This window comes from Mycolicibacterium sp. Y3 (genome assembly GCF_051188035.1).
GTDB classification, from domain to species: Bacteria; Actinomycetota; Actinomycetes; order Mycobacteriales; family Mycobacteriaceae; genus Mycobacterium; species Mycobacterium fluoranthenivorans.
On sequence record NZ_JAVQLT010000001.1, the window covers coordinates 2,494,499 to 2,520,883 of the forward strand.

Sequence of the window (26,385 nt, forward strand, 5' to 3'; positions counted from 1 at the left end):
CTTAGGTTTCACCCTTCGAATCCGACGAAATGGCTGCGTTCCACACCGGAACGCAGCCATTTCGCCGTCTTGGGGCCGTGACTTCGTCGATGAGCGCGGCGATTTCGGCCACTCCGTCACGCTGGGCGAAAGCCACCTCCAATTCGCGGGCGCGCCGCCGATAGCGGTCGTCGCGCAGAACCTCGTTCACCGCGGCCGTATGGGCGGCGCCGGTCAGCATTGTGACCGTGTTCCCGCGTTTCACCTGATCGGCGGCCACCGTGAGCATCGGGGCGATATGCCTGTCGGGGGACAGGGCGGCGATGAGGATGTCAGCCATGTCGGCTGACCACCTGCCACTCGGCGATCACGGAGTCGATGACATCCGCGATCGCCGCGACGCCGTCGCGGCGGGCATACGCCTGCTGCAGTTCCGCGGCTGTCCGACGGTAAGCGTGCTGGGAGAGCACCTCGCGGACCGCGCGATGGATCGACGTCGGGGAGGGCGTCCCGGAGCGCAGATTCACGCCCGCGCCGAACCATTCGACCCGCGCCGCGACTTCCGGCTTGTCCTCGGTGTTGCCGGCCACGACCAGCGGAACCCCCGCCATCAGGGCTCGCTGCACGGCGCCGTAGCCGCCGTTGGTGACCATTACGTCGACCTTGGGGAGCAGCATGTCGTGCGGAACGAATTCGGTGGCAACGGTATTGGCGGGAAGTGGGGTACGGATCTGGTCCACCGGTCGTCCACCGGTGCTCACCACCAGGGTGACGTTCTCGTCGGCGAGTGCGGCGATGGTGGGCTCGATGAGCCGGGACAGATCGGCGTTGTCGACGGTGCCCTGGGTGACGTGGACGACGGGGCGGCCCTGATCGAGGCGGTGCCACCAGGCGGGCGGGGTGAAGTCGGAGGCGGGAGCGGGCGTGACGGCGCCGACGAAACACACATGTCCGGGTAGGTCGCTACGGGGGTACTCGAACTCGGGGATCGTGGGCACGATCACACGGTCGGCCAGTATGCCGGAATCGAGCACGAATGCGGGGGGTTCGGGCAGGCCGAGAGCATCCAGCATCGCGATGAGCGACTGGTGGGCGGGACGCAGCAGGATGCGTTGGGCCAGCACGTTGAGGGCATGGTTGCGCAGACGGCCCAGCCGTCCGGTTCCGGGCAAGATTCCGGTACCGCCCGGCGCGGTATCGCGACTGGTCAGCAGCAAGGGGGACGTCACGTAGGCCAGTACCGGGGGCCGGTCGGGGCGGTGCTTCAGCAGGATCGGCAGGATGCCGAGGAAGAACGCGTCGGCCAGGATGACGTCGAAAGTATTGCCGGCCAGGGCATCCGACAGGGCTGCAGCCTGGTAGGGCAGCGGGCGCACGAAGACATGTTTGACATCGAAGTTCACCCGTGCGATCCCGGACGTCTCGGCGCGCCCCGGTAGTTCGGCGTCCAAGGCGGTGTCGTCGAAGTCGGCGCCGACGGGCAGCGGCAGCGGATGGGCGCCCGCGGCGCGGATCGCGTCGGCATGCCGCGCGGAGGTCAGCACGGTCACCCGGTCTCCGCGGCCCACGAGTCCGCGGGCGACGTTGAGCAGCGGACCGATATGTCCGACAGGTGGGCAGGACGCAATGAGGATCTCTGGCATGCCGTCGATGTTCGCCGTTGGGCAGGGCGGCGTGCTTGGAGGTTGTGTGGAGAACGGCTGGAGATTGCCGGTAGATGAGCCGCTTGCGCGAAGACCATGAGTTAGATGAGCCGCTTGCGCGAAGACCATTAGTTAGATGAGCCGCTTGCGCGAAGATCACCGAGTCAGATGGGGTTAGTGGATGCGGTCCGGCCGGGTATACACGTTCATCGATTCGCCGCGCAGGAACGCCACCAGGGTCAACCCCGCCTGCGCAGCCAGATCCACCGCCAACGACGACGGAGCCGAGACGGCGGCCAGGATGGGGATACCGGCCATCACCGCCTTCTGGGTGAGTTCGAAAGAGGCCCGTCCGCTGACCAGAAGGACATTGCCCGACAACGGGATCCGCCGGTTCTCCAGCGCCCAGCCGATGACCTTGTCGACAGCGTTGTGCCGGCCGATGTCCTCGCGGACCGCCAGTTCGGTGCCGTCGGTACCGAACAGTGCGGCACCGTGCAGGCCGCCGGTGCTGGCGAACACCTTCTGCGCCTTGCGCAGCCGGGCCGGTAGCGCGCTGAGCAACTCCGTTGTGACCGTGCTCGGATCGTCACCGGGGGAGTGCCGGCTGACCAGACGTACCGCCTCCAGTGAGGACTTCCCGCACACCCCGCACGAGGAGGTGGCGTAGAAGTTCCGCGTCAGGTCCACGTCCGGCGCGGGTACGCCGGCGGCCAGGGTCACATCGAGGACGTTGTAGGTGTTCACGCCATCTTCCGTGGCGCCTTGGCAGTACCGCACGGTGGCGATATCGTCGCGGCCGGAGATGATGCCCTCGGTGAGCAGAAACCCTTGTGCGAGTTCGATATCGGAGCCAGGAGTGCGCATGGTGACGGTCAGGGGCGCACCGTTGACGCGGATCTCCAACGGCTCCTCGACGACGAGGGTCTCCGGCCTGGCCACCACCCCGTCGGCGTTGCGGTGGCTGATCCGGCGCCGCGTGGTTACCCGGCCCATGGACTCGACTCGGGTTCTGACCTGAGTTCCAGCCTGATCACCACGGCCTTGGACACCGGGGTATTGGATCTGGCGGCGGTGTGGTCCAGGGGCACCAGCGGATTGGTCTCGGGATAGTAGGCGGCGGCGTTGCCCACCGGGGTGGAGTAGCCGACCACGCGGAAGTCCTCGGCCCTTCTCTCCTGAAGGCGTCCTTCGCCGTCGGTGAACTCGGAGATGAGGTTCACCCGGGCGCCCTCGTGCAGGCCCAGTGCGGCGATGTCGGCGGGGTTGACGAACACCACTCGGCGGCCGCCCTTGACTCCGCGGTAGCGGTCATCGAGACCGTAGATGGTGGTGTTGTACTGGTCGTGGCTGCGCAGGGTCTGCAGCACCAGCCGGCCCGGCGGCACCGGCACCCATTCCAGCGGATATACCGAGAAGTTGGCCTTGCCTGTGTGGGTGGGGAATTCGCGTGAATCGCGGGGTGGGTGAGGCAACTGGAACCCGTCCGGTTGCCGCACCCGGGTGTTGTAGTCGGTGCAGCCGGGCACCACCGCGGCGATGGCGTCCCGGATCAGGTCGTAGTCGGCGTTGAAGGCCTCCCACTCGACGGGGTGCCCGGGGCCCAGCAGGGCGCGCGCCAGTTGGCAGACGATGGCGACCTCGCTGCGCAGCTGATCGCTGGGCGGGTGCAGGTTGCCGCGCGACAGGTGCACCATCGACATCGAGTCTTCCACCGAGACCAGCTGCTTGCCGCCCCGCTGGAAGTCCTTGTCGGTGCGGCCCAGCGTCGGCAGGATCAGCGCGGTGCGGCCGTGCACCAGGTGGCTGCGGTTCAGTTTGGTCGAAATCTGCACCGTCAGCGCACAATTGCGTAACGCGGCCTCGGTCACCGCGGTATCGGGGGTGGCCGAGACGAAGTTGCCGCCCATCCCGATGAAGGTCTTGGCGTGCCCGTCGCGCATGGCCCGGATACCGTCGACGGTGTCGAGACCGTGTTTACGCGGACTGCTGATACCGAACCGGGCATCGAGTGCGGCCAGGAACGTCTCGGGCATCTGCTCCCAGATGCCCATGGTGCGGTCGCCCTGGACGTTGGAATGCCCGCGCACCGGGCACACTCCGGCACCTGGTTTGCCGATCATGCCGCGCATCAGCAACAGATTGGTGGCTTCCCCGATGGTGGCCACCGCGTGGTGCTGCTGGGTCAGACCCATCGCCCAGCAGATGACCGTGCGCTGGGAGCGGCGGAAACTGTCGGCGATGCGGTGCAACTGGTCGGCATCGATTCCGGTGGCGGACAGCACCGTCTGCAGGTCGACCTCGCGGGTCTGGCGTTCGTACTCCTCGAACCCGGCGCAGTGACCGGAGACGAACGCGCGGTCGACGACGGTGCCCGGCGCCCGATCCTCGGCTTCGAGCAGTAACCGGCCCAGACCGGCGAACAGCGCCATATCCCCGCCGATGCGGATCTGGACGAACTCGTCGGCGATGGGGATACCGTGCCCGACGACCCCGCGTATCTTCTGCGGGTCCTTGAAGCGCATCAACCCGGCCTCGGGCAACGGATTGATGGCGATGATATTGGCGCCGTTGGCCTTTGCCTTCTCCAGCACCGACAGCATGCGTGGATGATTGGTGCCGGGGTTCTGCCCGGCGATGACGATCAGGTCGGCGTGTTCGAGGTCATCGACGGTCACCGAGCCCTTGCCGATACCGATCGAGTCGACCAGCGCGGTGCCCGAGGATTCGTGACACATGTTCGAACAGTCCGGCAGGTTGTTGGTGCCGAAGCTGCGGACCAGCAGCTGGTAGAGAAACGCGGCCTCGTTACTGGTGCGGCCCGAGGTATAGAACAGCGCCTCGTCGGGGGAGTCCAGCGCGTTGAGCTCTGCGGCGATCAGCCGGTAGGCGCTGTCCCAGTCGATCGGCTCGTAATGGGTGGCCCCGGGGCGCAGCACCATCGGCTCGGTGAGCCTGCCCTGCTGGGACAGCCAGTACTCGGGCCTCTCGGACAGGTCGGCCACCGAATGCCGGGCGAAGAACTCCGCGGTGACGCGACGCTTGGTGGCCTCCTCGGCGACGGCCTTGGCGCCGTTCTCGCAGAACTCGGCCAGCTTGCGGCCGCCGTGCTCCTCGGGCCAGGCACAGCCCGGGCAGTCGAAACCGTGCCGCTGATTCAGCCGGGTCAGCGCCGCGGCGGTACGCAGTGGACCCATCTGTTCCAGCCCGCGCTGCATGCTGACCAGCACGGCCTTGACCCCGGCGGCTTCGTGTTCGGCGCCGGTCACCCTGACATTCCGTTCGTCATAGGTGGCATCGACGTCACGGCCGTCCTTGGCGAGGGTCATATCTCCAATCTAATCCCCGAAAACGGCCGCTGCGCCGAATGAAGGTGGGTTGGTATTCGGTATTTGACATGCGGTGATAGAGAACGTCTATCGTCTTTTCGATGGCGAGCGATGTGTTGCTGCAACACCTGGACTACCTGTTGGCCCTCGCCGCCGAGCGCCACTTCGGCAGGGCCGCTGCCCGCTGCCACGTCAGCCAGCCGACGCTGTCGGTGGCCATCCGCCGCTTGGAACGCGATCTGGGCATCGTCATCGTGCAACGCGGCCGTCGCTTCGAGGGCTTCACCGAGGAGGGCAAGCGTGTCGTGGCCTGGGCCCAGCGCATCATCGCCGAACGCGATGAGATGTTGGCCGACCTGGAACGGATGCATGGGCGGCTGACCGCCACCGCGCGGTTGGGCGCGATTCCGACGGCGGTGCCGGTCAGCCCGTTCATCACCGCGGAGTTCCTGGGCCGCAACCCGGCCGCTTCGGTCCGTATCGAGGCGCTGTCGTCGCGGGAGATCGCGCGGCGGTTGGCCGATTTCGAGATCGACGCCGGGCTCACCTATCTCGATGACGAGGCCCCGCCGGGCACGCGTTCGGTGCCGATGTACCGGGAGCAGTACGTGCTGGTGGCCCCCGCCGATCATCGGTTGATGGCCGAGCCGGAGGTGACCTGGGCCGATGCCGCCGGCCTTGAGCTGTGCGTGCTGACGACCACGATGCGCAATCGCCGCATCCTGGATGCCAACATGGCCGCTGAGGGCATCCATTACCGGCCCGCGGTCGAAGCGGACTCCGTGGATGCGCTCTACGCGCACCTGACGCACTCGCGGCGGGCCACGATTGCCTCCACCGCGTGGCTGCCGCAGCTGGGCGTGCCGACGGACTTCGCCGCGCGGCCGATGGTCAAACACGGCCCCAGCCCCGCGATCGGACTGGTCGTGCTGGATCGGGACCCACCGTCGATCGTCGCGAACGCACTCGTCGAGGTCGCCGCCGCCATTGACCTGGGCGCCCGGATAGATGACGCGACCCGGCAGCTCTGAGTCCCGCCACGCGCGGTGTCGCACCCGCCCGCCGTCTAAGGCCCGCGCACTCCCGAACCGCCGTCGGCATGATCGGTGTTGGTTGGTCGTGGTGGATCGAGCGGTTCGGTGTCGGTCGGAGTGGTCGCCGCGGCCTTGTCCCGGGACGGTGTCGGCTCGTCCTCGAACGGTCGCAGGAGTAGTTCGGGTCGATGGAGGTAGTTGATCCGCTGTTGCCCGGTATCCAGCCCGGCAGGTGCGCGCCATTCGACCTCGCCGCGTCCGTTGAGGGTCGTGGTGTAACCGCCGTTCCGGTGGACCATGCGATTGTCAGCCCCGCAGGCCAGAGCCATCTCATCCACGTTGGTGTTGCCGCCGTGCGCCCAGTCGGCCACCGCATGGTGCGCCTCGCTGCCGTAGGCGCCGACGGTGCAACCCGGTTTGGTGCAGCCGCCGTCGCGCGCGATGAGCATGATCCGTTGTGCCCGTGACGCGGTCCGGCGGGCCCGGAACAGGGCGAGGGCCGAGCCGGTGGCCTTGTCGAACACGGCCAGATGATGATGGGCATGGGCCGCCATCCGGATGACGTCCTTGACCGGAATCTTGGTGCCGCCACCGGAGATGCCGACCCCCGCGCGCGATTCCAGATCCTGCAGGGTGGTGCGGATGATCACCGACACCGGTAACCCGTTGAGCTGACCGAGGTCACCGCTCATCAGCGCGATCCGACCGATGACGATCATCGCGTCGTGCTGACGCTGGGCCAGGGTGCGGTGATCATTGTCGATCTGCGCCTGCGTCGGCGTGCCTGAGGTACACGGTTCGTCGTCGGTGGGGTTGCACATGCCGGGTGCGGCGAACTTGGCGAACAGCACCTCCCATACGGCCGACGCCTCGGGATTCAAATCGCCCGTCACCGACCTCATCGCGTCGCGGCCCTGCTTGCCGAATACGACGCCACGCTTGCGTTCGCGTTCGGCATCGTCGGGTAGCGGTCCGTCCTGATCGAGCAGGAACAACCGCAGTTCGGCCGTTTCCCTGAGTTCTCTGGGGCCCACTCCCGCCGCCACCCGCACCAAGTCGAGCTCGAACTGTTCCCGGGTGGTCGCGTCGACGAACCCCGGCAGGCGATCGATGACGTCGCGTAGGACATCGACGTGGCCGCCGTTGATGAGCCCGGCGGCCTGAGCGGCGGCGACGGCGGCCAACGCCGGCTGCAGCGGTTCACCGGTCAGCGAACGGCGCGGTCCCAGGTCGGCGGCCGCTGCCAACCGGCTGCCGGCCTCGGCGGTGGAAAGGCGCCAGCGGATCCGCAACACCGCATTCCACGTCGCCGCGCCCAGTTCTCCCGGCGTGGTGTCGGCCTGCAATTGCGCGAGCATGCGATGCATTTGGGAGGGCAGCCGGCAGGTGAGTGTCTCGAACTCATCCATCACCGCCATCAAGTCGGCACGGGTGAGCGACTCCAAGTCGCAGGCGGCGAGAGCCTGGTACGCGGCACGCAATGCCATCACCGCCTCAACCGCACCCCTGTGCATGTATAGAACATACGTTCGAGGGCCGACAAAACCAGGTCGCTCTGTGACCAAAGAAACCCAAGTGATGAAGTAGATCAGAGTGACGCGCGAGCACGTTGAGCGCAGAATGCCCGCCCACCTGTTACATCTAAATCGCGTCCTTGACGCGCACGTAACAATTCCGCCATCGAATCTTCCTACCGTGGGTCGGTCATGCACGAGCGGCGATAGGAACTCCATTGAGCGGTAATGCGGCACGCCTGAAGGCGATCACCAGCGTCGAGGCCTACGAGCCCCCGGCCTTCAGCTTCGACCCCACCGAAGAACCCGGCGAGATCTTCGGTTCGAACGTCTTCACGCTGGCCGAGATGCGGTTGCGGCTGCCGAAGTCGGTGTACAAGTCCGTCGTGGCGACCATCGAGAAGGGCGCCAAGCTGGATCCCGCGGTGGCCGACTCCGTCGCTTCGGTGATGAAGGACTGGGCGCTTTCCAAGGGCGCCACCCACTACGCGCACGTCTTCTACCCGATGACGGGGCTCACCGCCGAGAAGCACGACAGCTTCCTGGAGCCGGTTTCCGACGGCCAGACCCTGGCCGAGTTCGCCGGTAAGACGCTGATCCAGGGTGAGCCCGACGCGTCCAGCTTCCCCTCGGGCGGCCTGCGCAGCACCTTCGAGGCGCGCGGCTACACCGGCTGGGACGTCACCAGCCCGGCGTACATCCTGGAGAACCCGAACGGCAACACGCTGTGCATCCCGACGGTCTTCGTCTCGATGACCGGCGAGGCCCTGGACTACAAGACGCCGCTGCTGCGCAGCCAGCAGGCGATGGGCGCCCAAGCCGAGCGCATCCTGAAGTTGTTCGGGCACAAGGATTTCGACCACATCGTGTCATTCTGCGGCCCCGAGCAGGAGTACTTCCTGGTCGACCGGCACTTCTTCCTGGCCCGTCCGGACCTGATCAACGCGGGCCGCACGCTGTTCGGCGCCAAGCCGCCCAAGGGCCAGGAGTTCGACGACCACTATTTCGGCGCCATCCCGGACCGGGTGCTCGGCTTCATGATGGATACCGAGCGTGAGCTGTTCAAGCTCGGTATCCCGGCCAAGACCCGGCACAACGAGGTGGCACCAGGACAGTTCGAGATCGCTCCGATGTTCGAGCGGGCCAACATCGCCGCCGACCATCAGCAGCTGTTGATGACGACCTTCAAGACCATCGCCAAGAAGCACGGTATGGAGTGCCTGTTCCACGAGAAGCCGTTCGCCGGCGTGAACGGCTCGGGCAAGCACGTGAACTTCTCCCTGGGCAACGCCCAGTTCGGCAGCCTGCTGGTGCCGGGTGACACCCCGCACGAGAACGCCCAGTTCCTGGTCTTCTGTGCCGCGGTCATCCGCGCCGTGCACAAGTTCGCCGGCCTGCTGCGGGTCTCGGTGGCCTCGGCCACCAACGACCACCGGCTCGGTGCCAACGAGGCCCCGCCGGCGATCATCTCGATCTTCCTCGGCGACCAGCTCGCCGACGTGTTCGAGCAGATCGCCAAGGGCGCGGCCACGTCGTCTAAGGGCAAGGGCAGCATGATCATCGGCGTCGACACGCTGCCGGTGCTGCCGACCGATCCGGGCGACCGCAACCGCACCAGCCCGTTCGCCTTCACCGGCAACCGGTTCGAGTTCCGCGCACCGGGCTCGGGCCAGACCATCAACGTGCCGATGATCATCCTCAACACGATCATGGCCGACTCGCTGGACTACATGGCCACGAAGCTGGAAACCGCGGTCGCCGCCGGCGAGGAGTTCGACACCGCGGTGCAGACGCTGCTCACCGAGATCATCACCGAGCACGGCGCAGTGGTGTTCAACGGTGACGGGTACTCAGACAACTGGCAGATCGAGGCGGCCGAGCGTGGCCTGCCGAACCTCAAGACCACGATCGACGCCATCCCCGAATTGATCAAGCCGGAAGCCATCGAGGTCTTCGAGAAGTACGGCGTCTTCAACGACCGCGAGCTGCACAGCCGCGTCGAGGTCCGCTACGAGACGTATGTGCTGACCGTCAACGTCGAGGCCAAGCTCACGCTTGAGGTCGGCTCGACGGTGGTCCTGCCCGCTGCCATCCGTTACCAGACGGAGTTGGCCTCGAATGTCGCGACGCTCAAGGCCGCCGGCCTCGAGCCCGATCTCACGTTGCTGCAGTCGGTTTCGGCCCCGATCGCGGAGTTGACCGCTGCGCTCGCGGCGCTCAAGTCGGCGATGGGCGAGCACGGCGGCGAGTCGGCGGCCGAACACGCCGCCCACGCGCAGAGCCTGCTGCCGTTGATGGACGCGGTTCGTGCCGCCGCGGACACGCTGGAAGGTGTGGTGGCCGACGACCTCTGGCCGCTGCCGACCTACCAGGAGATGCTCTACATCCTCTGATAGCCCAGCTCACCGAGGCACTTACGGCGCCGTGGTCCGCAGTAAGTGCCTCGGTGAGCAATCGGGATCAGACAGCTTGCTGTTCGCTGGCTAAGTAGCTTGTGCAAGCCAGATGGTGCGTTGTCCGCAAGTGGAGTCTTCGGCGACGTGAGCGGTGACCTCGAAGCCGTTGTCGCCCAGGAGGGCGCGGTACTCCGAAGGGTCAAGACTGGCGTGGTAGAGGGGCTCGCCCTGGTAGCTGCCGATCTGCTCGCCGGCAGATGGCCCACTGTTGAACAACAGCACCGCACCAGCTGCCGCATGTTGCGCGAAGATCGGGAACATACGTCGCTGGCTGTGGGCCGAAAGGTGAAATAGCCTGTCCCAGGCTATTATTCCGCTGAACTGACGGTTGAAAGCCAATGTGCGCATGTCGGCGATTTCCCACCGGTGGTCCGGGAAACGCCTCGTACACATCGCGATCATCGCGCTCGATGAGTCCACTCCGTGGAGTTGGCATCCCTGCTCGATCAAGTATCGGCCGATGGGCACCGCAGTTCCACAGCCTACGTCAAGAACTGCGCGACGTCGGTCAGGCAGAGATGCCACAAATCGATCCAGCCATGGGCGTTCCAGGAGTCGGTCCCCGCGGTCGCGCGACCACGTTGCGGCGTGACGGTCATACAACGCGATGACCCGGGCAGCGTCGGGATGCTCCTCAATCACACGCTCCAGTATCACTCCATCCCATCGCGACGCCGTCTATCCGCCGGATCCGCCACGCAGCAACTCGACGCCGGTCGCGATCGTCACCAGTACGAGCACCAGCGTCGCACCCGGCACCATCATGTGAGACAACGGTGTGTGTCCGGCCCGGACATTGCCCAGGACCCGTCGATACCGTTGCGGGACGAGAACCACGACGCCGAATGCGGCGACCGCGACGAGCAGCAATCCTGGCCATGGCGGGAGGACGTGCCGAACCAGATGCTCACGCATCATCAGGGCGCCCACGGCGATCGCCCCGATGCCGGTGCGCTGCCAGGCGAGTGCGGTGCGCTCGGCCTGCGCCCCGATGTCGAGCAGGTCGGGGTCCGTCATCGCCCGGTTTCGGCGACGAAGATCAGTGCCGCTGCCCCGGCGATGACGATGGCCACCCCTGCGACCATGATCCTGGGGAGCGGATCGGTTGGCAGTGAACGTTTTTCACGCAAGGTGCGCTCCGTGCGATCCCATCTGAGGTAGGCGCCGACGGTGACGGTCAGCGAGAGAATCAACAGAAATGCCGTGATCGAGATCCGCATGGCCCGCGGACCGAAATCATGGACCAGGCTGGCCAATGCCACCGCGCCGGCAAGCAGCGCCAACCCCGTGCGCACCCACGCCAGGAACGTCCGCTCGTTCGCCAGCGTGAACCGGTAGTCCGGGTCCGAACCGACCGTCCGCAACGGTGGCTTGCGCCTCCACATCGGCCATTCCGCCTTCGCTTTGGTGACGCACCGGCCTGCTGTGACGTCGAACGGTCAGGGTCGGCGGTCAGTCTAGCCGCGGGTGGCGTAGCGGTGGGTGCATCTGAGGCCAAGACGTCGGCGGCTCGGCGGTCGGCCGGGTACCTTCACCGACATGCGCACCATCGAGGTCTTCGCCGACGTCCTTTGTCCGTTCACCCATGTCGGGCTGCGCACGTTGGTCGACCGACGCAATCGCAGCGGCCGCACCGAACCACGGCTGCGCATCCGGGCCTGGCCGCTGGAACTGATCAACGGCAAGCCGCTCGACCCGCACCACGTCGACGCCGAGATCGTGGCACTGCGCGCGGCGGTGCGCCCCGACCTGTTCACGGGCTTCTCCGTCGAGGACTTCCCGACGACGTCGATGACCGCGTATGCGCTGACCGCCGCCGCCGACCGCACCGGTGATCCCGTACTGGGGGAGGAGGTCGGACTGGCAGTGCGCCACGCGCTGTTCGAGGAGGGCCTCGACATCGGACGCTCCGAGATCGTCGCGCAGATTGCCGACCGTTTCGGCCTGAAGGCGCTCGACGGGGAAGCCACGGCCGCGGCCGTGGAGGCCGACTGGGCCGAGGGGCGCGCCCGCGGCGTGATCGGCTCGCCCCATTTCCTCACCGAGGACGGCGGGAGCTGGTTCTGCCCCAGCCTGGCCATCAGCCGCGATGACGTCGGCAACTTCGTCGTCGCCTGGAAGACGGACTCGGAGGCATTCGTCGAAAGCGTCTTCGGCTGAGCCCGAACGATTTACCCGCTCGGACGCGGTCCTCTCAGATGACGGTGCCGTCAGAGCCGTCCTCGCGGATCACGGGCTGCCCGGTCGCTTGCCAGGTCTGCATGCCGCCGACCAGGTTGTAGACGAGCACCCCGGCGGCCGCGAGTTTGGTTGCCGCAACGCCCGATCTGCCGCCGGACCGGCACACCGCGACGACCGGTGCGGTCGCGTCGAAGGAGCTCGCGTCCAGGTCGCCCAGCCGCAGGTGCACGGCACCGGGAGCGTGTCCCGCCGTCCACTCGTCATCCTCGCGAACGTCGAGCAGTACCGCACCGGCTTCGTCGACGAGCGCCCTTGCTCCGACCGGATCTACCTCGTGTACGTCCATCGTGCTTTCCTTTCCTTGGTCGCGGTTGTCCGCGCTGTCATGTCGAACGTCTCTGAATTCCTCATGTGGCCAAGGTGTCCTGGCTGGATGGAGCATCCGTCGTCGGCACGACGTGGCTTGCCGGCGGGCGGGCGGGACGTGAGCGCACCCGCAGCGGCCACCAGAACCAGGGGCCGAGCAGGGCCGCGATGGACGGTGTCATGAGCGACCGCACGATCAGGGTGTCGAGCAACAGGCCGATGCCTATGGTGGTGCCGCCCTGGCCCACGTTGAGCAGGTCGCCGGACACCATCGAGCCCATCGTGAACGCGAACACCAGACCGGCCGCAGTCACGACGCTGCCGGTGCTGCCCATGGACCGGATGATGCCGGTCTGGATGCCGGCGCCGATCTCCTCCTTGAACCGTGAGACGAGCAGCAGGTTGTAGTCGCTGCCAACGGCCATCAGGATGATCACGGCGAAGGCGAGCACGATCCAGTTCAGTTCGATGTCCACCACGCGTTCCCAGATCAGCACGGACAAGCCGAATGCGGCGCCGAGCGACAACACGATGGTGCCGACGATCACCAGCGACGCCACGATGGCCCTGGTGATGATGATCATGACCAGGAAGATGAGCGTCAGCGCCGCGAACGCGGCGATCATGGTGTCGTACTTCGCGCCGGACTGGATGTCTCGGTAGGTCGCCGCGGTGCCGGTCAGCGTGATGTCCGCGGTGGCCAGGGCGGTGCCCTTGACGGCTTCGTGTGCCGCGACGAGTTCGTCGTCGACGGTCGAGATGCCTTGTTCGGTGGCCGGATCGACGTCATGGGTGATGATGAGCCGGGCCGCCTTGCCGTCGGGGGACAGGAAGAGCTTCAGTCCCTTCTGGAAGTCGGGGTTGGCGAAGACTTCCGGGGGCAGGTAGAAGTAGTCGTCGCTCTTGGAGGCGTCGAAGGCTTGGCCCATGGCAGTGGCAGTGTCGGTCATCTGCTGCATCTGGTCGATGAGTCCGGCGAAGCTGCTGTGGATGGTCTGCAGGGTCTGCTGCATGGTGCTCGCCGTCGCGATGATCGGGGGGAACTGGGCGACCATCTGTGGTGTCAGAGCATCGATCTCGTCCATGCCGCCGGTCACGTCGTGCATGTCGGTCAGCAGCTTGCCCATGTTGTCGCTCAGCGTGGAGACGCCGTCGATGGCGTCGAAGGCCGACCGAACCCCGAAGCACGCCGGGATGTTGGCACAGTTCGGTTCCCAGTAGAAGTAATTGCGAACCGGCCGCACCGCATCATCGAAATCGGCCAGATGATCACGCATCGTGTCCACCGACGTCTTGAGCGTGGCCGCCTCGTCGACGGTGCGGTGTGTGCTGTCCACCGTGCGGTGGGTGGCGTCGGAGAACTGGCGCACCACGTCGTACATCCGTGTCATGGACGTGACCATCGCGCCCAGGTCGCCGGACATCTTGTCGATGTCATCCACGCGTTGCTTGAGGAACTGCAGGTTCTGGGTGATCGGTACCGACTGCATGCTGACCTGGTAGGGGATGGAGCTGTGCGCGATCGGCGAGCCCAGCGGCCGGGTGATGCTCTGCACCATGGCGATGCCACGGACTCGGAACAACGCCTTGGCAATTCTGTCGAGCACGATCATGTCGGTGGGATTGCGCATATCGTGATCGGAGTCGATCATCATGATGTCGGGGTTGAGTCGCGCTGCACTGAAGTGCTTTTCGGCCGCGGCGTACCCGACATTGGCCGGGACGTCGGCGGGGATGTAGTAGCGATCGTTGTAGCTGGTCTTGTAGCCGATTGTCGCGAGCAGGCCCAGAATGGCGATCGAGGTCGCCACGGCAAGGATCGGTTTCGGCCAGCGGACGGTCGCCGTCCCGATTCGCCGCCAGCCCTTGGTCTTCATCTTGCGTTTCGGGTCGAACAGGCCGAACCGGCCGGCCACCACCAGAATCGCCGGGGCGACGGTGAGTGACGCCGCGACCACGACGACCAGGGCGATCGCCGAGGGATACGCCAGTGACTTGAAATAGGCCAGGCGGGTCAACCGCAGGCAGAGCATGGCGCCCGCGATGGTCAGCCCGGAGCCCAGGATGACATGGGCGACACCGTGAAAGGCGCTGTAATAGGCGGATTCCGGCTCTTGGTCGTTCTGGCGCGCCTCCTGGTACCGACCGATGAGGAAGATCGCGTAATCGGTTCCCGCGGCGATCGCCAACGCCGTCAACAACGGAACCGAGAACGTGGAGAAGTCGATGATGCGGAAGTGGCCGAGCAGGGCGACCGCGCCACGCGCGGAACCCATCTCGATGCCGACGATGGCCAGGATGAGCAGGACCGTGCTGATCGATCGGTAGACCATCAGCAACATCACCGTGATGACTGCCATGGTGACCACGGTCATCTTGACCATGCTCTTGTCGCCGGTCTCCAACGAGTCCGTGGTCAGTGGTGCCGGGCCGGTGACATAGACGTGCAGGCCGGGTGGCGCAGGGGTGTGGTCGACGATGTCGCGCACCGCTTCCACCGATTGGTTGCCCAGTGTGCTGCCCTGATCGCCGGCGAGGTTGAGCTGGACGTAGGCCGCCTTGCCGTCGCTGCTCTGCACCCCGGCCGCGGTGATCAGATCACCCCAGAAATTCTGGACGTGCTCGACGTGGCGGGTGTCCTGTTCGAATTTGCCGATCAACGAGTCGTAGTACTGGTGTGCATTATCGCCCAGCGGTTGGTCGCCGGAGAGCACGACCATCGCGATGCTGTCAGAGCTGGACTCCTGGAATTTCGCCCCCATCTTCTTGGCCGCGATGACCGAGGGCGCGTCCTGCGGTGACATGGACACCGCGTTGTGTTTGCTCACCGATTCGACCTGGGGAAGAAGCAGATTCAAGGCCGCGGTGATGGCGACCCAGACCAGGATGATGGGCACGGCGCCCACTCGGATCATCCGAGGAAGGAACGTACGCGTGGAACTGTCGCTCATGCGGCTTTGTCCAGACAGAATGCCTGGGCGTCACGGCCCCGCGCGTGCTGCTCGGCGACCACCTTGTCATTGACCAGGATGCGGCAGCCGAGGGACCCGCTGTCGCCCTGGGCCACCACGTTGGCCAGGACCCCGGGATCGGTGGTGCTGACGCTCACCGACCACGGCAATGTGCTGAAGGTCGCCTCCCGGGTCGTGCCCGTGGCGTCGAGATAGCTCACCTGGCCGGTCGCAGTGGCGGGCCCGACGACCTCATAGGTGACGCGTTTGGTGTTGAAGGGCACGATGGCGTCCACCCGCTCCGATCCGGCCACGAAGGGTAGGTCCGAGTCGAAGAACGTCCGCAACCGACCGACGACCGCTCCCGCTGCCACGAGGGTCACCGCGACCAGCGCGACCACCCAAAACCGTTGTAAAAAGCCGAATAACGACGGCAGCTTCATTCCTCGTATCCCTATCTCAGATGTGTTGAGGTGTGGTGCCCGCGAGGAGGAGACCCCATCCGGGCAATACCCTATGGGGTATAGGTGATGCCCGGGAGCCTACCGCAGAACCTGGAGAAATACCATAGGGGGTATGGTATGGTGGCGATATGAGCACAAAGAACGAGGCGGATATGACCGCCGTACTCAACCGCCTGCGCCGTGTACAGGGGCAGCTCGGCGGGGTTATCTCCATGATTGAGCAGGGGCGAAGCTGCAAGGATGTCGTCACTCAACTTGCGGCCGCGTCACGCGCGTTGGACCGGGCCGGCTTCACGATCATCGCGTCCGGTCTGCGCAATTGCATCGATTCCGCCAATGAGCCTGGCGCGGAAGCGGATGCACTCACCATCGAGGAGCTGGAGAAGCTCTTCTTGAGCCTGGCCTGAGTTTGGGCCGTCGAAGAAAGGCGTTTGCGATGTGTCGCGCAGTCAAATGCCGCGTATGCGGGAAAACCACCTGGGCCGGGTGTGGGATGCATGTCGATTCGGTGCGCAGCGGCGTGCCCGCGGCGCAATGGTGCGCTGGTCATGCGTCCGGCGAGGCTGCCGCGCCGACCCGCCGAAGCTGGTTCGGCGGGCGCAAGGCTCGGCAGGCCAAGTGAGGCGCTTCCGCGGTTGAGGTGACCAAAGCCTCTAGTTGCCATATACCGGAGGGGGTATTGTTCGTACATGAGCAATACCCCCTCTGGTATTTCTCGGGAACGGAATAAATACCCCCAGGGGTATGTTCCAGCTCATGGAGGCCTAGCCCGAATGGCTTCCCCCGAACAAAGAGAAAGAAGACGGCGATGATCCTGCAGCAGTACTACCTGGACTGCCTCTCCCACGCGTCATACCTGATCGGCGACGAAACCACCAGCCGCGCAGTCGTTGTGGACCCCCAGCGCGATGTGGCCGAGTATGTGGCCGACGCGGAGGAACAGGGCCTGACCATCGAACTGGTCATCGAGACACACTTCCACGCCGACTTCCTGTCCGGCCACCTGGAACTGGCGAAGGCCACCGGCGCGAAGATCGTCTACTCCTCGGTCGCGCAGACCGAATTCGAGTCCATGGGTGTCGACGACGGCCAGCGGTACTCCCTCGGCGAGGTGACGCTCGAGTTCCGCCACACCCCCGGCCACACCCCGGAATCGATGAGCGTGGTGGTCTATGAGCACGCCGCCGACGAGATTCCGTACGGGGTGATGACCGGCGACACCCTGTTCATCGGCGACGTCGGCCGCCCAGACCTGTTGGCCTCCATCGGCTTCACGCGCGAGGAGTTGGCCGACAAGCTCTATGACTCGCTGCACGACAAGCTGATGACGCTGCCCGACGCGACGCGGGTCTATCCCGCTCACGGCGCGGGCTCGGCGTGCGGAAAGAACCTCTCGACCGATCTGTGGTCGACGATCGGCGACCAGAAGGCGACCAACTACGCGCTGCGGGCCGCCGACAAGGCCACCTTCATGAAACTTGTCACCGAGGGGCAGCCGCCCGCTCCCGGCTACTTCGTCTACGACGCGATCCTCAACCGCAAGGACCGCGGATTGCTGGACGAGACCAAGATGCCGGCGGCGATGACCTATGACCAGGTCCGCGCCGCGATCGACGGTGGTGCCGTCCTGGTCGACGGGCGCAATCCCGAAGAGTTCGCCCTGGGCCACCTGCGTGACGCGATCAACATCGGCCTGGAAGGCCGCTACGCCGAGTTCGCCGGCTCCGTGCTGAAGTCCGACGTCGATATCGTGCTGTTCACCGAGCCCGGACAGGAACTCGAAGGTAAGAACCGGCTGGCCCGTATCGGGTTCGACCGGGTGATCGGCTACCTGGCGGACCCCTATCAGGCGATGCTCGACCACCGGGACGACGTCCAGATGGCGTCGCGGTTGACGGCGCAGGCGTTCGACGAGCGCGCCGCACGGATGGCGGACCTGCAGATCGTCGACGTCCGCAACCCGGGCGAGGTCGAAGCAGGTGCCATCCCGCACGCGATCCCGATCCCGGTCGGTCAGCTGCCCGCCCGGCTCGGTGAGCTCGATGGCGCCAAACCGACGGTCGTGTACTGCGCCGGTGGCTACCGGTCCTCGGTCGCCGCGAGCCTGTTGCGGCAGAACGGCTTCGCCGACGTCAGCGACATCCTGGGCGGTTACGGCGCCTGGGACGAAGCCCACCAGAACGTCTGACGACGCACCAGGAGAAGAATCATCATGAACAACAACGCCAAGCACCAGATCCTGATCGTCGGCGGCGGAACCGCCGGCATCACCGTGGCGGCTCGGATGCTCCGCAAGGGCTACACCGACGTCGCGGTCATCGAGCCGTCGAGCAAGCACTACTACCAGCCGTTGTGGACACTGGTCGGTGGTGGGCAGGCGAAGGCCGCGACGACCGAACGCGAGGAATCCTCGGTGATGCCCAAGGGGGCGACGTGGATCAAGAACGCCGCCAGCGCATTTGATCCCGACAACAACACCGTCACCTGTACCGACGGCACGAGCTATGAATACGACGTGCTCGTGGTCTGTCCTGGCATCCAGCTCGACTGGAACCGCACGGAAGGTCTAGAGGGCACTTTGGGTCGGGACGGGGTCTCGTCGAACTACCGGTTCGACCTGGCGCCGAGGACCTGGGATTTCATCCGCAACCTGCGGTCGGGCACTGCGGTGTTCACCGTTCCGTCCGGCGCCATCAAGTGCGCCGGAGCTCCGCAGAAGATCGCCTACCTGGCGTCGGACTACTGGCGGTCCCAAGGTGTACTCAAGGACATCGATGTCCACCTGGTCATGCCGGGCGCGCGACCGTTCGGGATCCCGGCCATCGCAGACAGCCTCGACAAGGTGATCGCGGACTACGGGATCACCTTGCACACCAACTCCGAAGTGACATCCGTCGACGCGGCGTCACACAAGGTCGCCATCACCAGCGTCGCCCCCGGCGGCACCGACACCATGCTGCCCTACGACGTGTTGCATGCCGTGCCGAGGCAGTCCGCACCGGACTGGATCAAAACGAGTCCGCTGTCCACCGGCGACGCCATGGGTTACGTCGACATCGACAAGCACACCATGCAGCACGTGCGGTACCCCAACGTGTTCAGCCTGGGTGACGCCGGTTCGTCGCCGAACTCCAAGACCGGCGCCGCCATTCGCAAGCAGGCTCCCGTGGTGGTCGAGAACATCGACGCGTTCTTGAAGGACCAGCCATTGCGTGCGTCGTATGACGGCTACTCGTCGTGCCCGATCATCACGTCCTCGCACGCGATGCTGCTCGCCGAGTTCGACTATGACCTGAAGCTGGAACCGACGTTCCCGCTGCTCAACCCGACGACACCGCACCGGGCGTATTGGTACCTGAAGAAGTACGGACTTCCGTTCATGTACTGGAATCTCATGCTCAAGGGCCTGGCTTAACAATTCGATTGCGACACAACGAAAGGACATGGATATGACCATCAAGAACCTGACCGCCGCCGACTTCCAGGCGACGATCGCGTCGAACTCGATCGTGCTCGTCGACTTCTGGGCGTCATGGTGCGGTCCGTGTCGCGCATTCGCCCCGGTCTTCGATCGCTCGGCGCAGTCGCATCCCGATGTGCTGCACGCCAAGGTGGACACGGAAGCGCAGCAGCAGCTTGCGGCGGCGCTGGAAATCCAGGCGATCCCGACGATCATGGCGTTTCGCGACGGGATACTGGTCTACCGTCAGCCCGGCGCGATGCCGGCTGCCGCCCTGGAGGATCTCATCACCAGAGTCAAGGCGCTGGACATGGCCGATGTCCGCGCCAAGGCCGCGGCGGCCAGACCGTGACCGAGATGTCTGCGGGCCCAGTCGCAGCGGAGTGAGACCCGATGAACATTGCCCTCGCCCTCGCCCTCGCCCTCGGCGCCGTAATCGGTGTGCTGTTGGGCTTGCTCGGGGGAGGCGGATCCATCCTGGCCGTCCCGGCCTTGGTCTACGTTCTGGGCCTGGGGATCGAACAGGCCATTCCGATGTCGCTGTTGGTGGTCGGCACGGCATCGGCAGTGGGCGCGCTCCCCAAGATCCGTGCCGGACACATCCAATGGCGGTTGGCCGCGATCTTCGCGATGGCAGGCATCCCGGCGACTTTCGTCGGCAGTGCCATCGGCAGACATCTGCCGCAGTCGGTGCTTCTCATCGGCTTTGCCGTTGTGATGGTGCTGGCGGGCATCCGAATGCTGCAGGAGAACAGCAAAACCGGCACCGCCTGCTCAGTCGGCGATTCGGGGATCAACTGGCGCCGGTGTGCACCGAGATCCATCCCGGCGGGGCTTCTCGTCGGCCTTCTCACCGGCCTGTTCGGTGTTGGTGGTGGCTTTCTGATCATCCCGGCACTGGTGTTGATGCTGGGTGTCGAGATGCCCATCGCCATCGGCACATCGCTGGTGATCATCGTGGCGAACTCGCTGGCAGGGATCCTCTCGCACATCACGGGCACCAGCATCGACTGGACCATCACCGCGGCGTTCGTCAGTACTGCGATCGTGGGTAGCTTGATCGCTGGTCATCTCGGCACCAGGCTGGACACCCGGCGCCTCCAGCACTGGTTCGCCTATCTGGTATTCGCGGTCGCTGCCTACGTTCTCATCGACACGATCATCGTTGGCTGGTGACCGTTCACAGCACCCGGATGCGTTGACGTCAGCGGTCGGAGGGCTTGATCAGCGGGCGCTGAACCCGCTTCCACTCGGCGTAGCGCTGGTAGGCCTCTTGGGTCGATGCCAAACTTGATTCCTGGCTGACCGGGACGTCCCACCACGAGTAGCTGTCCGGCGCGTAGATCCGCGGATCGGTCTCCACATAGATCACCGTGATCCGGTCGGCCGCTTTGGCCACCTTGACCGCATCGGCGAACTCCGTCGCAGTACCGGCCTTGATGACGTCGGCGCCCAGGCTGGCCGCATTGGCGGCCAGGTCCACGGGCAGGACAGTGCCGTCGAGGCGGCCATCCTCGCTGCGGTACCGGTAGGCGGTGCCGAAGCGCTGCGACCCCACCGACTCGGAAAGCCCACCGATGGAGGCGAATCCGTGGTTCTGGACCAGAACCGGGATCACCTTGACACCCTCCTGCACGGCGGTGACGATCTCGGTCGCCATCATCAGGTAGGACCCGTCGCCGACCATGACGAACACGTCGCGGTCCGCGTCGGCCATCCGCACACCGATACCGCCGGCGATCTCATAACCCATACAGGAGAACCCGTATTCGACGTGGTAGCCCTTGCGGTCCCGCATCCGCCACAGCTTGTGCAGGTCACCCGGCATCGAGCCGGCGGCGCACACCACCACGTCGTGTGGATCGGACAGCGTGTTCACCAGGCCGATCACCTGGTTCTGGTTCAACGCGACGCCGTCTTCGCATGCGTATGCCGCGGATACGGTGTCATTCCACTCGGCCACCAGTTCGGCAGTGCGGGTTCGGTACTCGTTGCTGACGGAGTGGCCCTCCAGTGCCTGGACCAACGCTTCGATGGCCTCCCGCGCATCGGCGACCACGCTCAGGCCACCCTGCTTGACCGAGTCCAGGGAAGCCACGTTGATATTGACGAACCGCACATCCGGGTTGTTGAACGCGGTGCGCGAGGCCGAGGTGAAATCGCTGTAGCGGGTACCGATGCCGATCACCACATCGGCCTCCGCAGCCAGCGCGTTGGCGGCGGTGGTGCCGGTCGAGCCGATGGCGCCCACCGACTGCGGATGGTCGTGCAGCAGCGATCCCTTACCGGCCTGGCTCTCGCCGACCGGGATACCGGTGCCGGCGGCCAGCGCGGCCAAGGTGTCTTCGGCGCCGGAGTAGTGCACACCGCCCCCGGCGATGATCAGCGGCTTGGTGGCGGAGCGGATGATCTCGGCCGCCCGGGCCAGCACCGAACGCTCCGGTAGCGGCCGGGCCACATGCCAGGTGCGTTCGGCGAACAACGATTCCGGCCAGTCGTGCGCCTCGGCCTGCACGTCCTGCGGGATGGCCACGGTCGCGGCGCCCGTCTCGACCGGGTCGGTCAGTACCCGCATGGCGCCGAGCAGCGCCGCCGGCAGTTGCTCGGGCCGCCACACCCGGTCGAAGTACCGGGACAGCGGTTTGAAGGCGTCGTTGACGGTGACATCGCCGGAGCCCGGCAGTTCCAACTCCTGGAGCACGGGGGAGCTGACCCTGGTGGCGAAGGTGTCGGCGGGCAGCAGCAGCACCGGAAGCCGGTTGATGGTGGCCAGGGCGGCTCCGGTCAGCATGTTCGTCGAACCGGGCCCGACGCTGGCGGTCACCGCCCACGCCTGCAGCCGGTCCTTCTGCCGCGCATACGCGACGGCGCTGTGCACCATGGCCTGCTCGTTGCGCCCCAGGACGTACTTCAGGCCCGGCTGCAGGCCGGCCTCCCGCGATTCGAGCTCGTCCTGCAAGAGGGCCTGGCCCAGGCCGGCGACATTGCCGTGGCCGAAGATACCGAAACAGCCCGCGAAGAACTTCGTCCGCTCGCCGTCGCGTTCGACGTACTGGTTGGCCAGAAAGCGAACCGTGGCCTGCGCCACCGTGAGTCGTACCGTGCCTTCGGTATCGGCGTACTTGGCGGCGGACTTGGGTGCGGTGGAAACCATCGGTCAGGCTCCTCGAGAGGCGGTAGAGGTGTGGAACGGGAGGCGCGGATCTATGGCCTGATCGTCCCAAGTGCCGCGCAGCCAGGTGTGGTTCGGGTCGTCACAGATGAGCCAGGCCCGGTCGGGACCGGAGCCGGCCATCACGTTCAGGTAGTACATGTGGTGGCCGGGCGCCGCAATGGACGGTCCGTGGTAGCCGTGCGGTACCAGGACGACGTCACCACTGCGTACTTCTTCGAGGACCTCGATGGGACGCTGCGGGGTGCCGTACACCCGGTGGTAGCCGAATCCCGGTGTGCCTGCCGGGCTGTCGTCGATCTCGAAGTAGTAGATCTCTTCCAGTTGGGTCTCCACCGCGGAGTTCTCGTCATGCTTGTGGGCGGGGTAGCTCGACCAGTTGCCGCCGGGCGTGATGACCTCGCACGCGATCAGGGAGTCGGCCTCGAAAGCGGTGGCGGTGCCGAAATTGTGCACCTGGCGGCTGCAGTTGCCCGCCCCGCGCAGTTCGACCGACACGTCGGCTGCGGCGACGCGCCGGTTCGGGAACGACCGCGTGGCGCGCGCTCCGCAGATGGCGATCCGGCCGGTACCGGTGATCGTGTAGCCCTGGTCGATACCGACGTACACCATATCGGCCGGCCCGTCGAACACCGATCCGCGCGGTGCCAACTCGAATGTCTCGCCTCTCGATTCGACGGACCCGCCGCCGGACAGCGGCAGGATCATCACCTCGGTGTCGCCGGTATTCAGCGCCACCGAGCCACCGTCACCGAGGTCGACGACGTGCAAGGACGACTCGGCCCAGCCGGCATCCTCCGGGGTGATCGCGACGGTGAAGGGTGCGGGCGCGCTGTTGGCCGGAATGTACAACTCGGAATTCATCAGCGCACCAACTTCACGGCCGTGCCGACCGCCGCCGCGACATCCTCATCGGCGGGATAGAGCAGGGTGCGTCCGACGATCAGGCCGCGCACCGCAGGAAGCGTGAGTGCCTTCTCCCAGGAGGCGAACGCTTCGTCGGGGTCGGTGGGGTCGCCGCCGAGCAGCAGCGTCGGCATGGTCGTCGATTCCATGACCCGGTCCATCTCGTCGACGACGGGCAACTTCATCCAGGTGTAGGCCGAGGTGGAGCCCAGGCCCTGGCTGATGTGGACGGACTTGATCACGGCGTCCGGGGACAGATCGTTGCGGACCTTGCCGTCGACCCGCGACGACATGAACGGCTCCAGCATGGCGATCAAGCCGTGGGCGGCCAGCTCATCGACGGCCTGGGCACACGACGCCAGCGTGGCGACGGTGCCGGGATCGTCGAGATCGATGCGGCACAGCATCTTTCCGCCGTTCATCTTTGCCGCCGCGGTGGAGGCGGCAGTGGCGCCGGTCATCCGGTCATCGAGCTCGAACGACGATCCGGCCAGCCCGCCGCGGTTGAACGAGGAGAACACCACCTTGTCCTCCAGGGCGCCCAGCAACAACAGATCGTCGAGGATGTCGGAGGTGGCCAGCACGCCGTCCACCCCGGGGTCGGCGAGCGCGGTGCGCAACCGGTCCAGCAGGTCGATGCGGTTGTTCATCGCGGTCGGGCGCGTTCCGACGGACAGTGCGCCACGGGCCGGGTGGTCGGCGGCGACGATCATCAGCCGGCCGTCGCCGCGGACGGTGGGGCGGGTGGTGCGCTGCTGCCACGCTGTGGCGACGGCGCCCGGGTCGGCCGCGCGCAGGTCGGTGACCGCCGCGTAGTCGCGGCATAGTCCGGTGCCAAGGTTAGACATTGACGGCCTCCACGGCGGTCTTCTCGGCGAGGTCGGACACCTCGGCGGCGGTGGGCATCGCGGTCGAGCATTCCAGTCGCGAGGCGACGATGGCACCGGCGGCGTTGGCGTAGCGCAGTGTCTTCTCCAGCTGCCAGCCGTGCAGCAGGCCATGAATCAGGCTGCCGCCGAAGGCATCTCCGGCACCGAGACCGTTCACCACGTCAACGTCGTTGGGCGGGACGGTGACCGAACTGTGCCGGGTCTTGCCCAGTACCCCACGCGGCCCCTGCTTCACGATGGCCAGTTCCACCCCGAGGTCCAGCAACGCGTCGGCGGCCTTGTGCGGGTTGGTCTCGCCGACGGCGATCTCGCACTCCTCCCGGTTGCCGACCGCGACGGTGACGTGCTGCAGAGCGCGCTGAACCTGCTCGGTGGCGGCGGCGGGGCCGGCCCAGAACATCGGCCGGTAGTCCAGGTCCAGCACCGTCAGCGGCTTACGTGCACGCGCTTCCCAGGCCGCGAAATGGGCACTGCGGCTGGGCTCTTCGGACAGTCCGGTGACGGTCGACCAGTACAGCCGGGCCGAGCGGATGGCGTCCAGGTCGAGTTCGGTGGGGTTGACCTGCAGATCCGGTGCCGAGGGCTTGCGGTAGAAGTACAGCGGGAAGTCGTCGGGCGGGAAGATCTCACAGAACGTGACGGGGGTGGGGTATTCGCCGTGGGTGGCCACGAAGCGGTTGTCGACGCCGAGACGGTCGAGTTCGCTGCGGACGTAGCGGCCGAACGGATCGTCGCCGACGCCCGAGATCAGCGCGGTGCGGTTACCCAGCCGGGCCGCGGCGACGGCGACATTGGCGGCGCTGCCGCCCAGGAACTTGCCGAACGAGGTGACATCCTCGAGTCCCAGTCCGACCTGCAGTGGGTAGATGTCGACGCCGCTGCGCCCGATGGCGATGGCGTCGAAGGCCTGGTTGACGGTAGCGGTCACGGCTGACTCCCGAATGCGATGTGCGTACGTACTTCCGGTGGCGCGAGTGCGCCCCGGTGCTGGTATCGACTGTGCGCTGCGGGACTACGTCATGTCAAGACTTTGTCCGGACATTCTTACTTGAGGTCATTTGCAGGTAAGATTCAGCAAACCAGCTTCCTGCCGCACCGGTGTGGAACCGACGAGATCGGAGCGCGAGTGACAACCCCGACGTTGACGGTCGAACTCGATCGTTCGAGTCCGATACCCCTGTATTTCCAGGTGGCGCAGGTTTTCGAGAAGGCCATCATCGACGGCGAGCTCAAGCCGGGGGACCGCTTCGAGAACGAGCTGGCGCTGGCCAGTCGCCTCAGCCTGTCCCGGCCCACGACGCGGCGCGCCATCCAGGAACTCGTCGACAAGGGTCTGTTGGTGCGCAAGCGCGGCGTCGGAACCCAGGTGGTGCAGACTCCCGTGCATCGTCCGGTGGAACTCACCAGTCTGTTCGACGATCTCGCCCGGGCAGGCCAGGAGCCGGCCACCAAAGTGCTTGACTACGTGACCGGTCCGGCGTCCTCGGACATCGCCGCTCACCTCAACCTTGAGCCGGGTGCGGAGGTGGTGATGATGCGCCGGCTGCGGACCTCGGGTGGGCAACCGCTGGCGCTGATGACCAATCACCTGCCCTCGCCGATTGCCCCGGATCGGGAGGAGCTGGAACGGTTCGGGCTCTACCAGGCCCTGCGCTCACGCGGTGTGCACATCCGGCTGGCCAGACAGCGCATCGGCGCGAAGGCCGCCGACCGGGATGAGGCGCGCCTGCTCGACGAGAGGCCCAAAGCTCCGCTGTTGGTCATGGAGCGCACCGCCTTCGACGATTCCGGTCGTATTGTCGAATACGGCAGCCATGCCTACCGGGCGTCCCGGTATTACTTCGACACCACCCTGGTCGATCGTTAGCACGTTATTTCCCAACAGATTTCGCAAACCCGCGCGCAGGCAGTCCGTCGCCGCCGCGGGTTTGCTGCTGATTGTCCGACCTTTGATATGCAGTCCTAATGTCAGAACAAAGTATTGACTTTCGGGTGTGAGCGGTATTACATCAACTACGAGGCCGTGTCGGTCGCCACTGT

General features: G+C 65.9%; 25 protein-coding genes. 10 read left to right on the top strand and 15 right to left on the bottom strand.

The window, feature by feature from the left end; translation table 11 throughout:
* Position 1: 1 nt before the first annotated feature.
* The 4 genes from QN239_RS12165 to QN239_RS12180 all read right to left on the bottom strand — a co-directional run bounded on the left by QN239_RS12165 (position 2) and on the right by QN239_RS12180 (position 4,951).
* Positions 2 to 319 (bottom strand): hypothetical protein, encoded by a 318-nt coding sequence (locus QN239_RS12165; protein ID WP_499010579.1) that lies wholly within the window; start codon positions 317 to 319, stop codon positions 2 to 4.
* Positions 312 to 1,622, bottom strand: a complete 1,311-nt coding sequence (locus QN239_RS12170) for a glycosyltransferase (protein WP_499010581.1) — start codon at positions 1,620 to 1,622, stop codon at positions 312 to 314. Before QN239_RS12170 ends, QN239_RS12165 begins: the two co-directional genes overlap by 8 nt.
* Positions 1,623 to 1,796: 174 nt before the next feature.
* Positions 1,797 to 2,618 carry a formate dehydrogenase accessory sulfurtransferase FdhD gene (gene fdhD, locus QN239_RS12175; RefSeq protein WP_499010582.1) on the bottom strand — a complete coding sequence of 274 codons (822 nt, stop codon included), beginning with the start codon at positions 2,616 to 2,618 and terminating at the stop codon, positions 1,797 to 1,799.
* Complete coding sequence (locus QN239_RS12180; RefSeq protein WP_499010583.1) at positions 2,606 to 4,951, bottom strand: FdhF/YdeP family oxidoreductase; 2,346 nt, start codon at positions 4,949 to 4,951, stop codon at positions 2,606 to 2,608. Before QN239_RS12180 ends, fdhD begins: the two co-directional genes overlap by 13 nt.
* A 101-nt stretch (positions 4,952 to 5,052) precedes the next feature.
* Between QN239_RS12180 and QN239_RS12185 the strand changes: the two genes are divergently transcribed.
* Positions 5,053 to 5,982 (top strand): LysR family transcriptional regulator, encoded by a 930-nt coding sequence (locus QN239_RS12185; RefSeq protein ID WP_499010584.1) that lies wholly within the window; start codon positions 5,053 to 5,055, stop codon positions 5,980 to 5,982.
* 35 nt (positions 5,983 to 6,017) lie between these two features.
* Here QN239_RS12185 and QN239_RS12190 read toward each other — a convergent pair whose 3' ends face one another.
* Complete coding sequence (locus QN239_RS12190) at positions 6,018 to 7,499, bottom strand: HNH endonuclease signature motif containing protein (RefSeq protein WP_499010585.1); 1,482 nt, start codon at positions 7,497 to 7,499, stop codon at positions 6,018 to 6,020.
* A gap of 218 nt (positions 7,500 to 7,717) precedes the next feature.
* Between QN239_RS12190 and QN239_RS12195 the strand changes: the two genes are divergently transcribed.
* Positions 7,718 to 9,892 (top strand): glutamine synthetase III family protein, encoded by a 2,175-nt coding sequence (locus QN239_RS12195; protein WP_499010586.1) that lies wholly within the window; start codon positions 7,718 to 7,720, stop codon positions 9,890 to 9,892.
* A gap of 90 nt (positions 9,893 to 9,982) precedes the next feature.
* On the opposite strand, the gene QN239_RS12200 is transcribed toward QN239_RS12195, so the two are convergent.
* From QN239_RS12200 to QN239_RS12210, 3 genes are read right to left on the bottom strand one after another with little or no spacing between them, the layout of a single operon-like run.
* Positions 9,983 to 10,612, bottom strand: a complete 630-nt coding sequence (locus QN239_RS12200; protein ID WP_499010587.1) for a class I SAM-dependent DNA methyltransferase — start codon at positions 10,610 to 10,612, stop codon at positions 9,983 to 9,985.
* Positions 10,613 to 10,633: 21 nt separating this feature from the next.
* Positions 10,634 to 10,972 carry a DUF202 domain-containing protein gene (locus QN239_RS12205; protein WP_499010588.1) on the bottom strand — a complete coding sequence of 113 codons (339 nt, stop codon included), beginning with the start codon at positions 10,970 to 10,972 and terminating at the stop codon, positions 10,634 to 10,636.
* Positions 10,969 to 11,340 carry a YidH family protein gene (locus QN239_RS12210; RefSeq protein WP_499010589.1) on the bottom strand — a complete coding sequence of 124 codons (372 nt, stop codon included), beginning with the start codon at positions 11,338 to 11,340 and terminating at the stop codon, positions 10,969 to 10,971. The genes QN239_RS12205 and QN239_RS12210 overlap by 4 nt, the downstream gene beginning before the upstream one ends.
* A gap of 154 nt (positions 11,341 to 11,494) precedes the next feature.
* Here QN239_RS12210 and QN239_RS12215 point away from each other — a divergent pair, with 154 nt between their 5' ends.
* Entirely contained in the window at positions 11,495 to 12,115 is a 621-nt protein-coding gene (locus QN239_RS12215; RefSeq protein ID WP_499010590.1) for a DsbA family oxidoreductase, read from the top strand.
* A gap of 34 nt (positions 12,116 to 12,149) precedes the next feature.
* Here QN239_RS12215 and QN239_RS12220 read toward each other — a convergent pair whose 3' ends face one another.
* The 3 genes from QN239_RS12220 to QN239_RS12230 form a co-directional block, all read right to left on the bottom strand.
* A complete protein-coding gene (locus QN239_RS12220) occupies positions 12,150 to 12,482 on the bottom strand; it encodes a rhodanese-like domain-containing protein (protein WP_499010591.1) in 333 nt (110 codons plus the stop codon).
* Between the two features lie 61 nt (positions 12,483 to 12,543).
* Entirely contained in the window at positions 12,544 to 15,453 is a 2,910-nt protein-coding gene (locus tag QN239_RS12225; protein ID WP_499010592.1) for an MMPL/RND family transporter, read from the bottom strand.
* Positions 15,450 to 15,854, bottom strand: a complete 405-nt coding sequence (locus QN239_RS12230) for an MmpS family transport accessory protein (protein WP_499010593.1) — start codon at positions 15,852 to 15,854, stop codon at positions 15,450 to 15,452. Before QN239_RS12230 ends, QN239_RS12225 begins: the two co-directional genes overlap by 4 nt.
* A 191-nt stretch (positions 15,855 to 16,045) precedes the next feature.
* On the opposite strand from QN239_RS12230, the gene QN239_RS12235 reads away from it, so the two are divergent.
* The 6 genes from QN239_RS12235 to QN239_RS12260 all read left to right on the top strand — a co-directional run bounded on the left by QN239_RS12235 (position 16,046) and on the right by QN239_RS12260 (position 20,553).
* Positions 16,046 to 16,324 (top strand): metal-sensitive transcriptional regulator, encoded by a 279-nt coding sequence (locus QN239_RS12235; RefSeq protein WP_235683352.1) that lies wholly within the window; start codon positions 16,046 to 16,048, stop codon positions 16,322 to 16,324.
* Between the two features lie 29 nt (positions 16,325 to 16,353).
* A complete protein-coding gene (locus tag QN239_RS12240; RefSeq protein WP_235683351.1) occupies positions 16,354 to 16,539 on the top strand; it encodes a DUF8730 family Cys-rich protein in 186 nt (61 codons plus the stop codon).
* A gap of 186 nt (positions 16,540 to 16,725) precedes the next feature.
* A complete protein-coding gene (locus QN239_RS12245) occupies positions 16,726 to 18,105 on the top strand; it encodes an MBL fold metallo-hydrolase (protein WP_499010595.1) in 1,380 nt (459 codons plus the stop codon).
* 24 nt (positions 18,106 to 18,129) lie between these two features.
* Positions 18,130 to 19,332, top strand: coding sequence for an NAD(P)/FAD-dependent oxidoreductase (locus QN239_RS12250; RefSeq protein WP_499010596.1), 1,203 nt, complete (start codon positions 18,130 to 18,132; stop codon positions 19,330 to 19,332).
* A gap of 34 nt (positions 19,333 to 19,366) precedes the next feature.
* Positions 19,367 to 19,729, top strand: coding sequence for a thioredoxin (gene trxA / locus QN239_RS12255; protein WP_499010597.1), 363 nt, complete (start codon positions 19,367 to 19,369; stop codon positions 19,727 to 19,729).
* Between the two features lie 41 nt (positions 19,730 to 19,770).
* Complete coding sequence (locus QN239_RS12260; protein ID WP_499010598.1) at positions 19,771 to 20,553, top strand: sulfite exporter TauE/SafE family protein; 783 nt, start codon at positions 19,771 to 19,773, stop codon at positions 20,551 to 20,553.
* Positions 20,554 to 20,581: 28 nt separating this feature from the next.
* On the opposite strand, the gene iolD is transcribed toward QN239_RS12260, so the two are convergent.
* From iolD to iolC, 4 genes are read right to left on the bottom strand one after another with little or no spacing between them, the layout of a single operon-like run.
* Positions 20,582 to 22,531: a 3D-(3,5/4)-trihydroxycyclohexane-1,2-dione acylhydrolase (decyclizing) gene (gene iolD, locus QN239_RS12265; protein WP_499010599.1), complete on the bottom strand. Its 1,950-nt coding sequence runs from the start codon at positions 22,529 to 22,531 to the stop codon at positions 20,582 to 20,584.
* A 3-nt stretch (positions 22,532 to 22,534) separates the two neighbouring features.
* Complete coding sequence (gene iolB, locus QN239_RS12270; protein ID WP_499010600.1) at positions 22,535 to 23,413, bottom strand: 5-deoxy-glucuronate isomerase; 879 nt, start codon at positions 23,411 to 23,413, stop codon at positions 22,535 to 22,537.
* Positions 23,413 to 24,303, bottom strand: a complete 891-nt coding sequence (locus QN239_RS12275; RefSeq protein WP_499010601.1) for a Cgl0159 family (beta/alpha)8-fold protein — start codon at positions 24,301 to 24,303, stop codon at positions 23,413 to 23,415. The genes iolB and QN239_RS12275 overlap by 1 nt, the downstream gene beginning before the upstream one ends.
* Positions 24,296 to 25,273: a 5-dehydro-2-deoxygluconokinase gene (gene iolC / locus QN239_RS12280; protein ID WP_499010602.1), complete on the bottom strand. Its 978-nt coding sequence runs from the start codon at positions 25,271 to 25,273 to the stop codon at positions 24,296 to 24,298. Before iolC ends, QN239_RS12275 begins: the two co-directional genes overlap by 8 nt.
* A 198-nt stretch (positions 25,274 to 25,471) precedes the next feature.
* Here iolC and QN239_RS12285 point away from each other — a divergent pair, with 198 nt between their 5' ends.
* Entirely contained in the window at positions 25,472 to 26,212 is a 741-nt protein-coding gene (locus QN239_RS12285) for a GntR family transcriptional regulator (protein WP_090353334.1), read from the top strand.
* Positions 26,213 to 26,385 lie beyond the last annotated feature (173 nt).

Coding starts and splice junctions, on each gene's coding strand:
- fdhD (WP_499010582.1), bottom strand. CDS start 2,618: ATGGGCCGGGTAACCACGCGGCGCCGGATCAGCCACCGCAACGCCGAC.
- trxA (WP_499010597.1), top strand. CDS start 19,367: ATGACCATCAAGAACCTGACCGCCGCCGACTTCCAGGCGACGATCGCG.
- iolB (WP_499010600.1), bottom strand. CDS start 23,413: ATGAATTCCGAGTTGTACATTCCGGCCAACAGCGCGCCCGCACCCTTC.
- QN239_RS12220 (WP_499010591.1), bottom strand. CDS start 12,482: ATGGACGTACACGAGGTAGATCCGGTCGGAGCAAGGGCGCTCGTCGAC.
- QN239_RS12235 (WP_235683352.1), top strand. CDS start 16,046: ATGAGCACAAAGAACGAGGCGGATATGACCGCCGTACTCAACCGCCTG.
- QN239_RS12190 (WP_499010585.1), bottom strand. CDS start 7,499: ATGCACAGGGGTGCGGTTGAGGCGGTGATGGCATTGCGTGCCGCGTAC.
- iolD (WP_499010599.1), bottom strand. CDS start 22,531: ATGGTTTCCACCGCACCCAAGTCCGCCGCCAAGTACGCCGATACCGAA.
- QN239_RS12250 (WP_499010596.1), top strand. CDS start 18,130: ATGAACAACAACGCCAAGCACCAGATCCTGATCGTCGGCGGCGGAACC.
- QN239_RS12180 (WP_499010583.1), bottom strand. CDS start 4,951: ATGACCCTCGCCAAGGACGGCCGTGACGTCGATGCCACCTATGACGAA.
- QN239_RS12225 (WP_499010592.1), bottom strand. CDS start 15,453: ATGAGCGACAGTTCCACGCGTACGTTCCTTCCTCGGATGATCCGAGTG.
- QN239_RS12185 (WP_499010584.1), top strand. CDS start 5,053: ATGGCGAGCGATGTGTTGCTGCAACACCTGGACTACCTGTTGGCCCTC.
- QN239_RS12215 (WP_499010590.1), top strand. CDS start 11,495: ATGCGCACCATCGAGGTCTTCGCCGACGTCCTTTGTCCGTTCACCCAT.
- QN239_RS12210 (WP_499010589.1), bottom strand. CDS start 11,340: ATGTGGAGGCGCAAGCCACCGTTGCGGACGGTCGGTTCGGACCCGGAC.
- QN239_RS12275 (WP_499010601.1), bottom strand. CDS start 24,303: ATGTCTAACCTTGGCACCGGACTATGCCGCGACTACGCGGCGGTCACC.
- QN239_RS12245 (WP_499010595.1), top strand. CDS start 16,726: ATGATCCTGCAGCAGTACTACCTGGACTGCCTCTCCCACGCGTCATAC.
- QN239_RS12165 (WP_499010579.1), bottom strand. CDS start 319: ATGGCTGACATCCTCATCGCCGCCCTGTCCCCCGACAGGCATATCGCC.
- QN239_RS12170 (WP_499010581.1), bottom strand. CDS start 1,622: ATGCCAGAGATCCTCATTGCGTCCTGCCCACCTGTCGGACATATCGGT.
- QN239_RS12260 (WP_499010598.1), top strand. CDS start 19,771: ATGAACATTGCCCTCGCCCTCGCCCTCGCCCTCGGCGCCGTAATCGGT.
- QN239_RS12240 (WP_235683351.1), top strand. CDS start 16,354: ATGTGTCGCGCAGTCAAATGCCGCGTATGCGGGAAAACCACCTGGGCC.
- QN239_RS12205 (WP_499010588.1), bottom strand. CDS start 10,972: ATGACGGACCCCGACCTGCTCGACATCGGGGCGCAGGCCGAGCGCACC.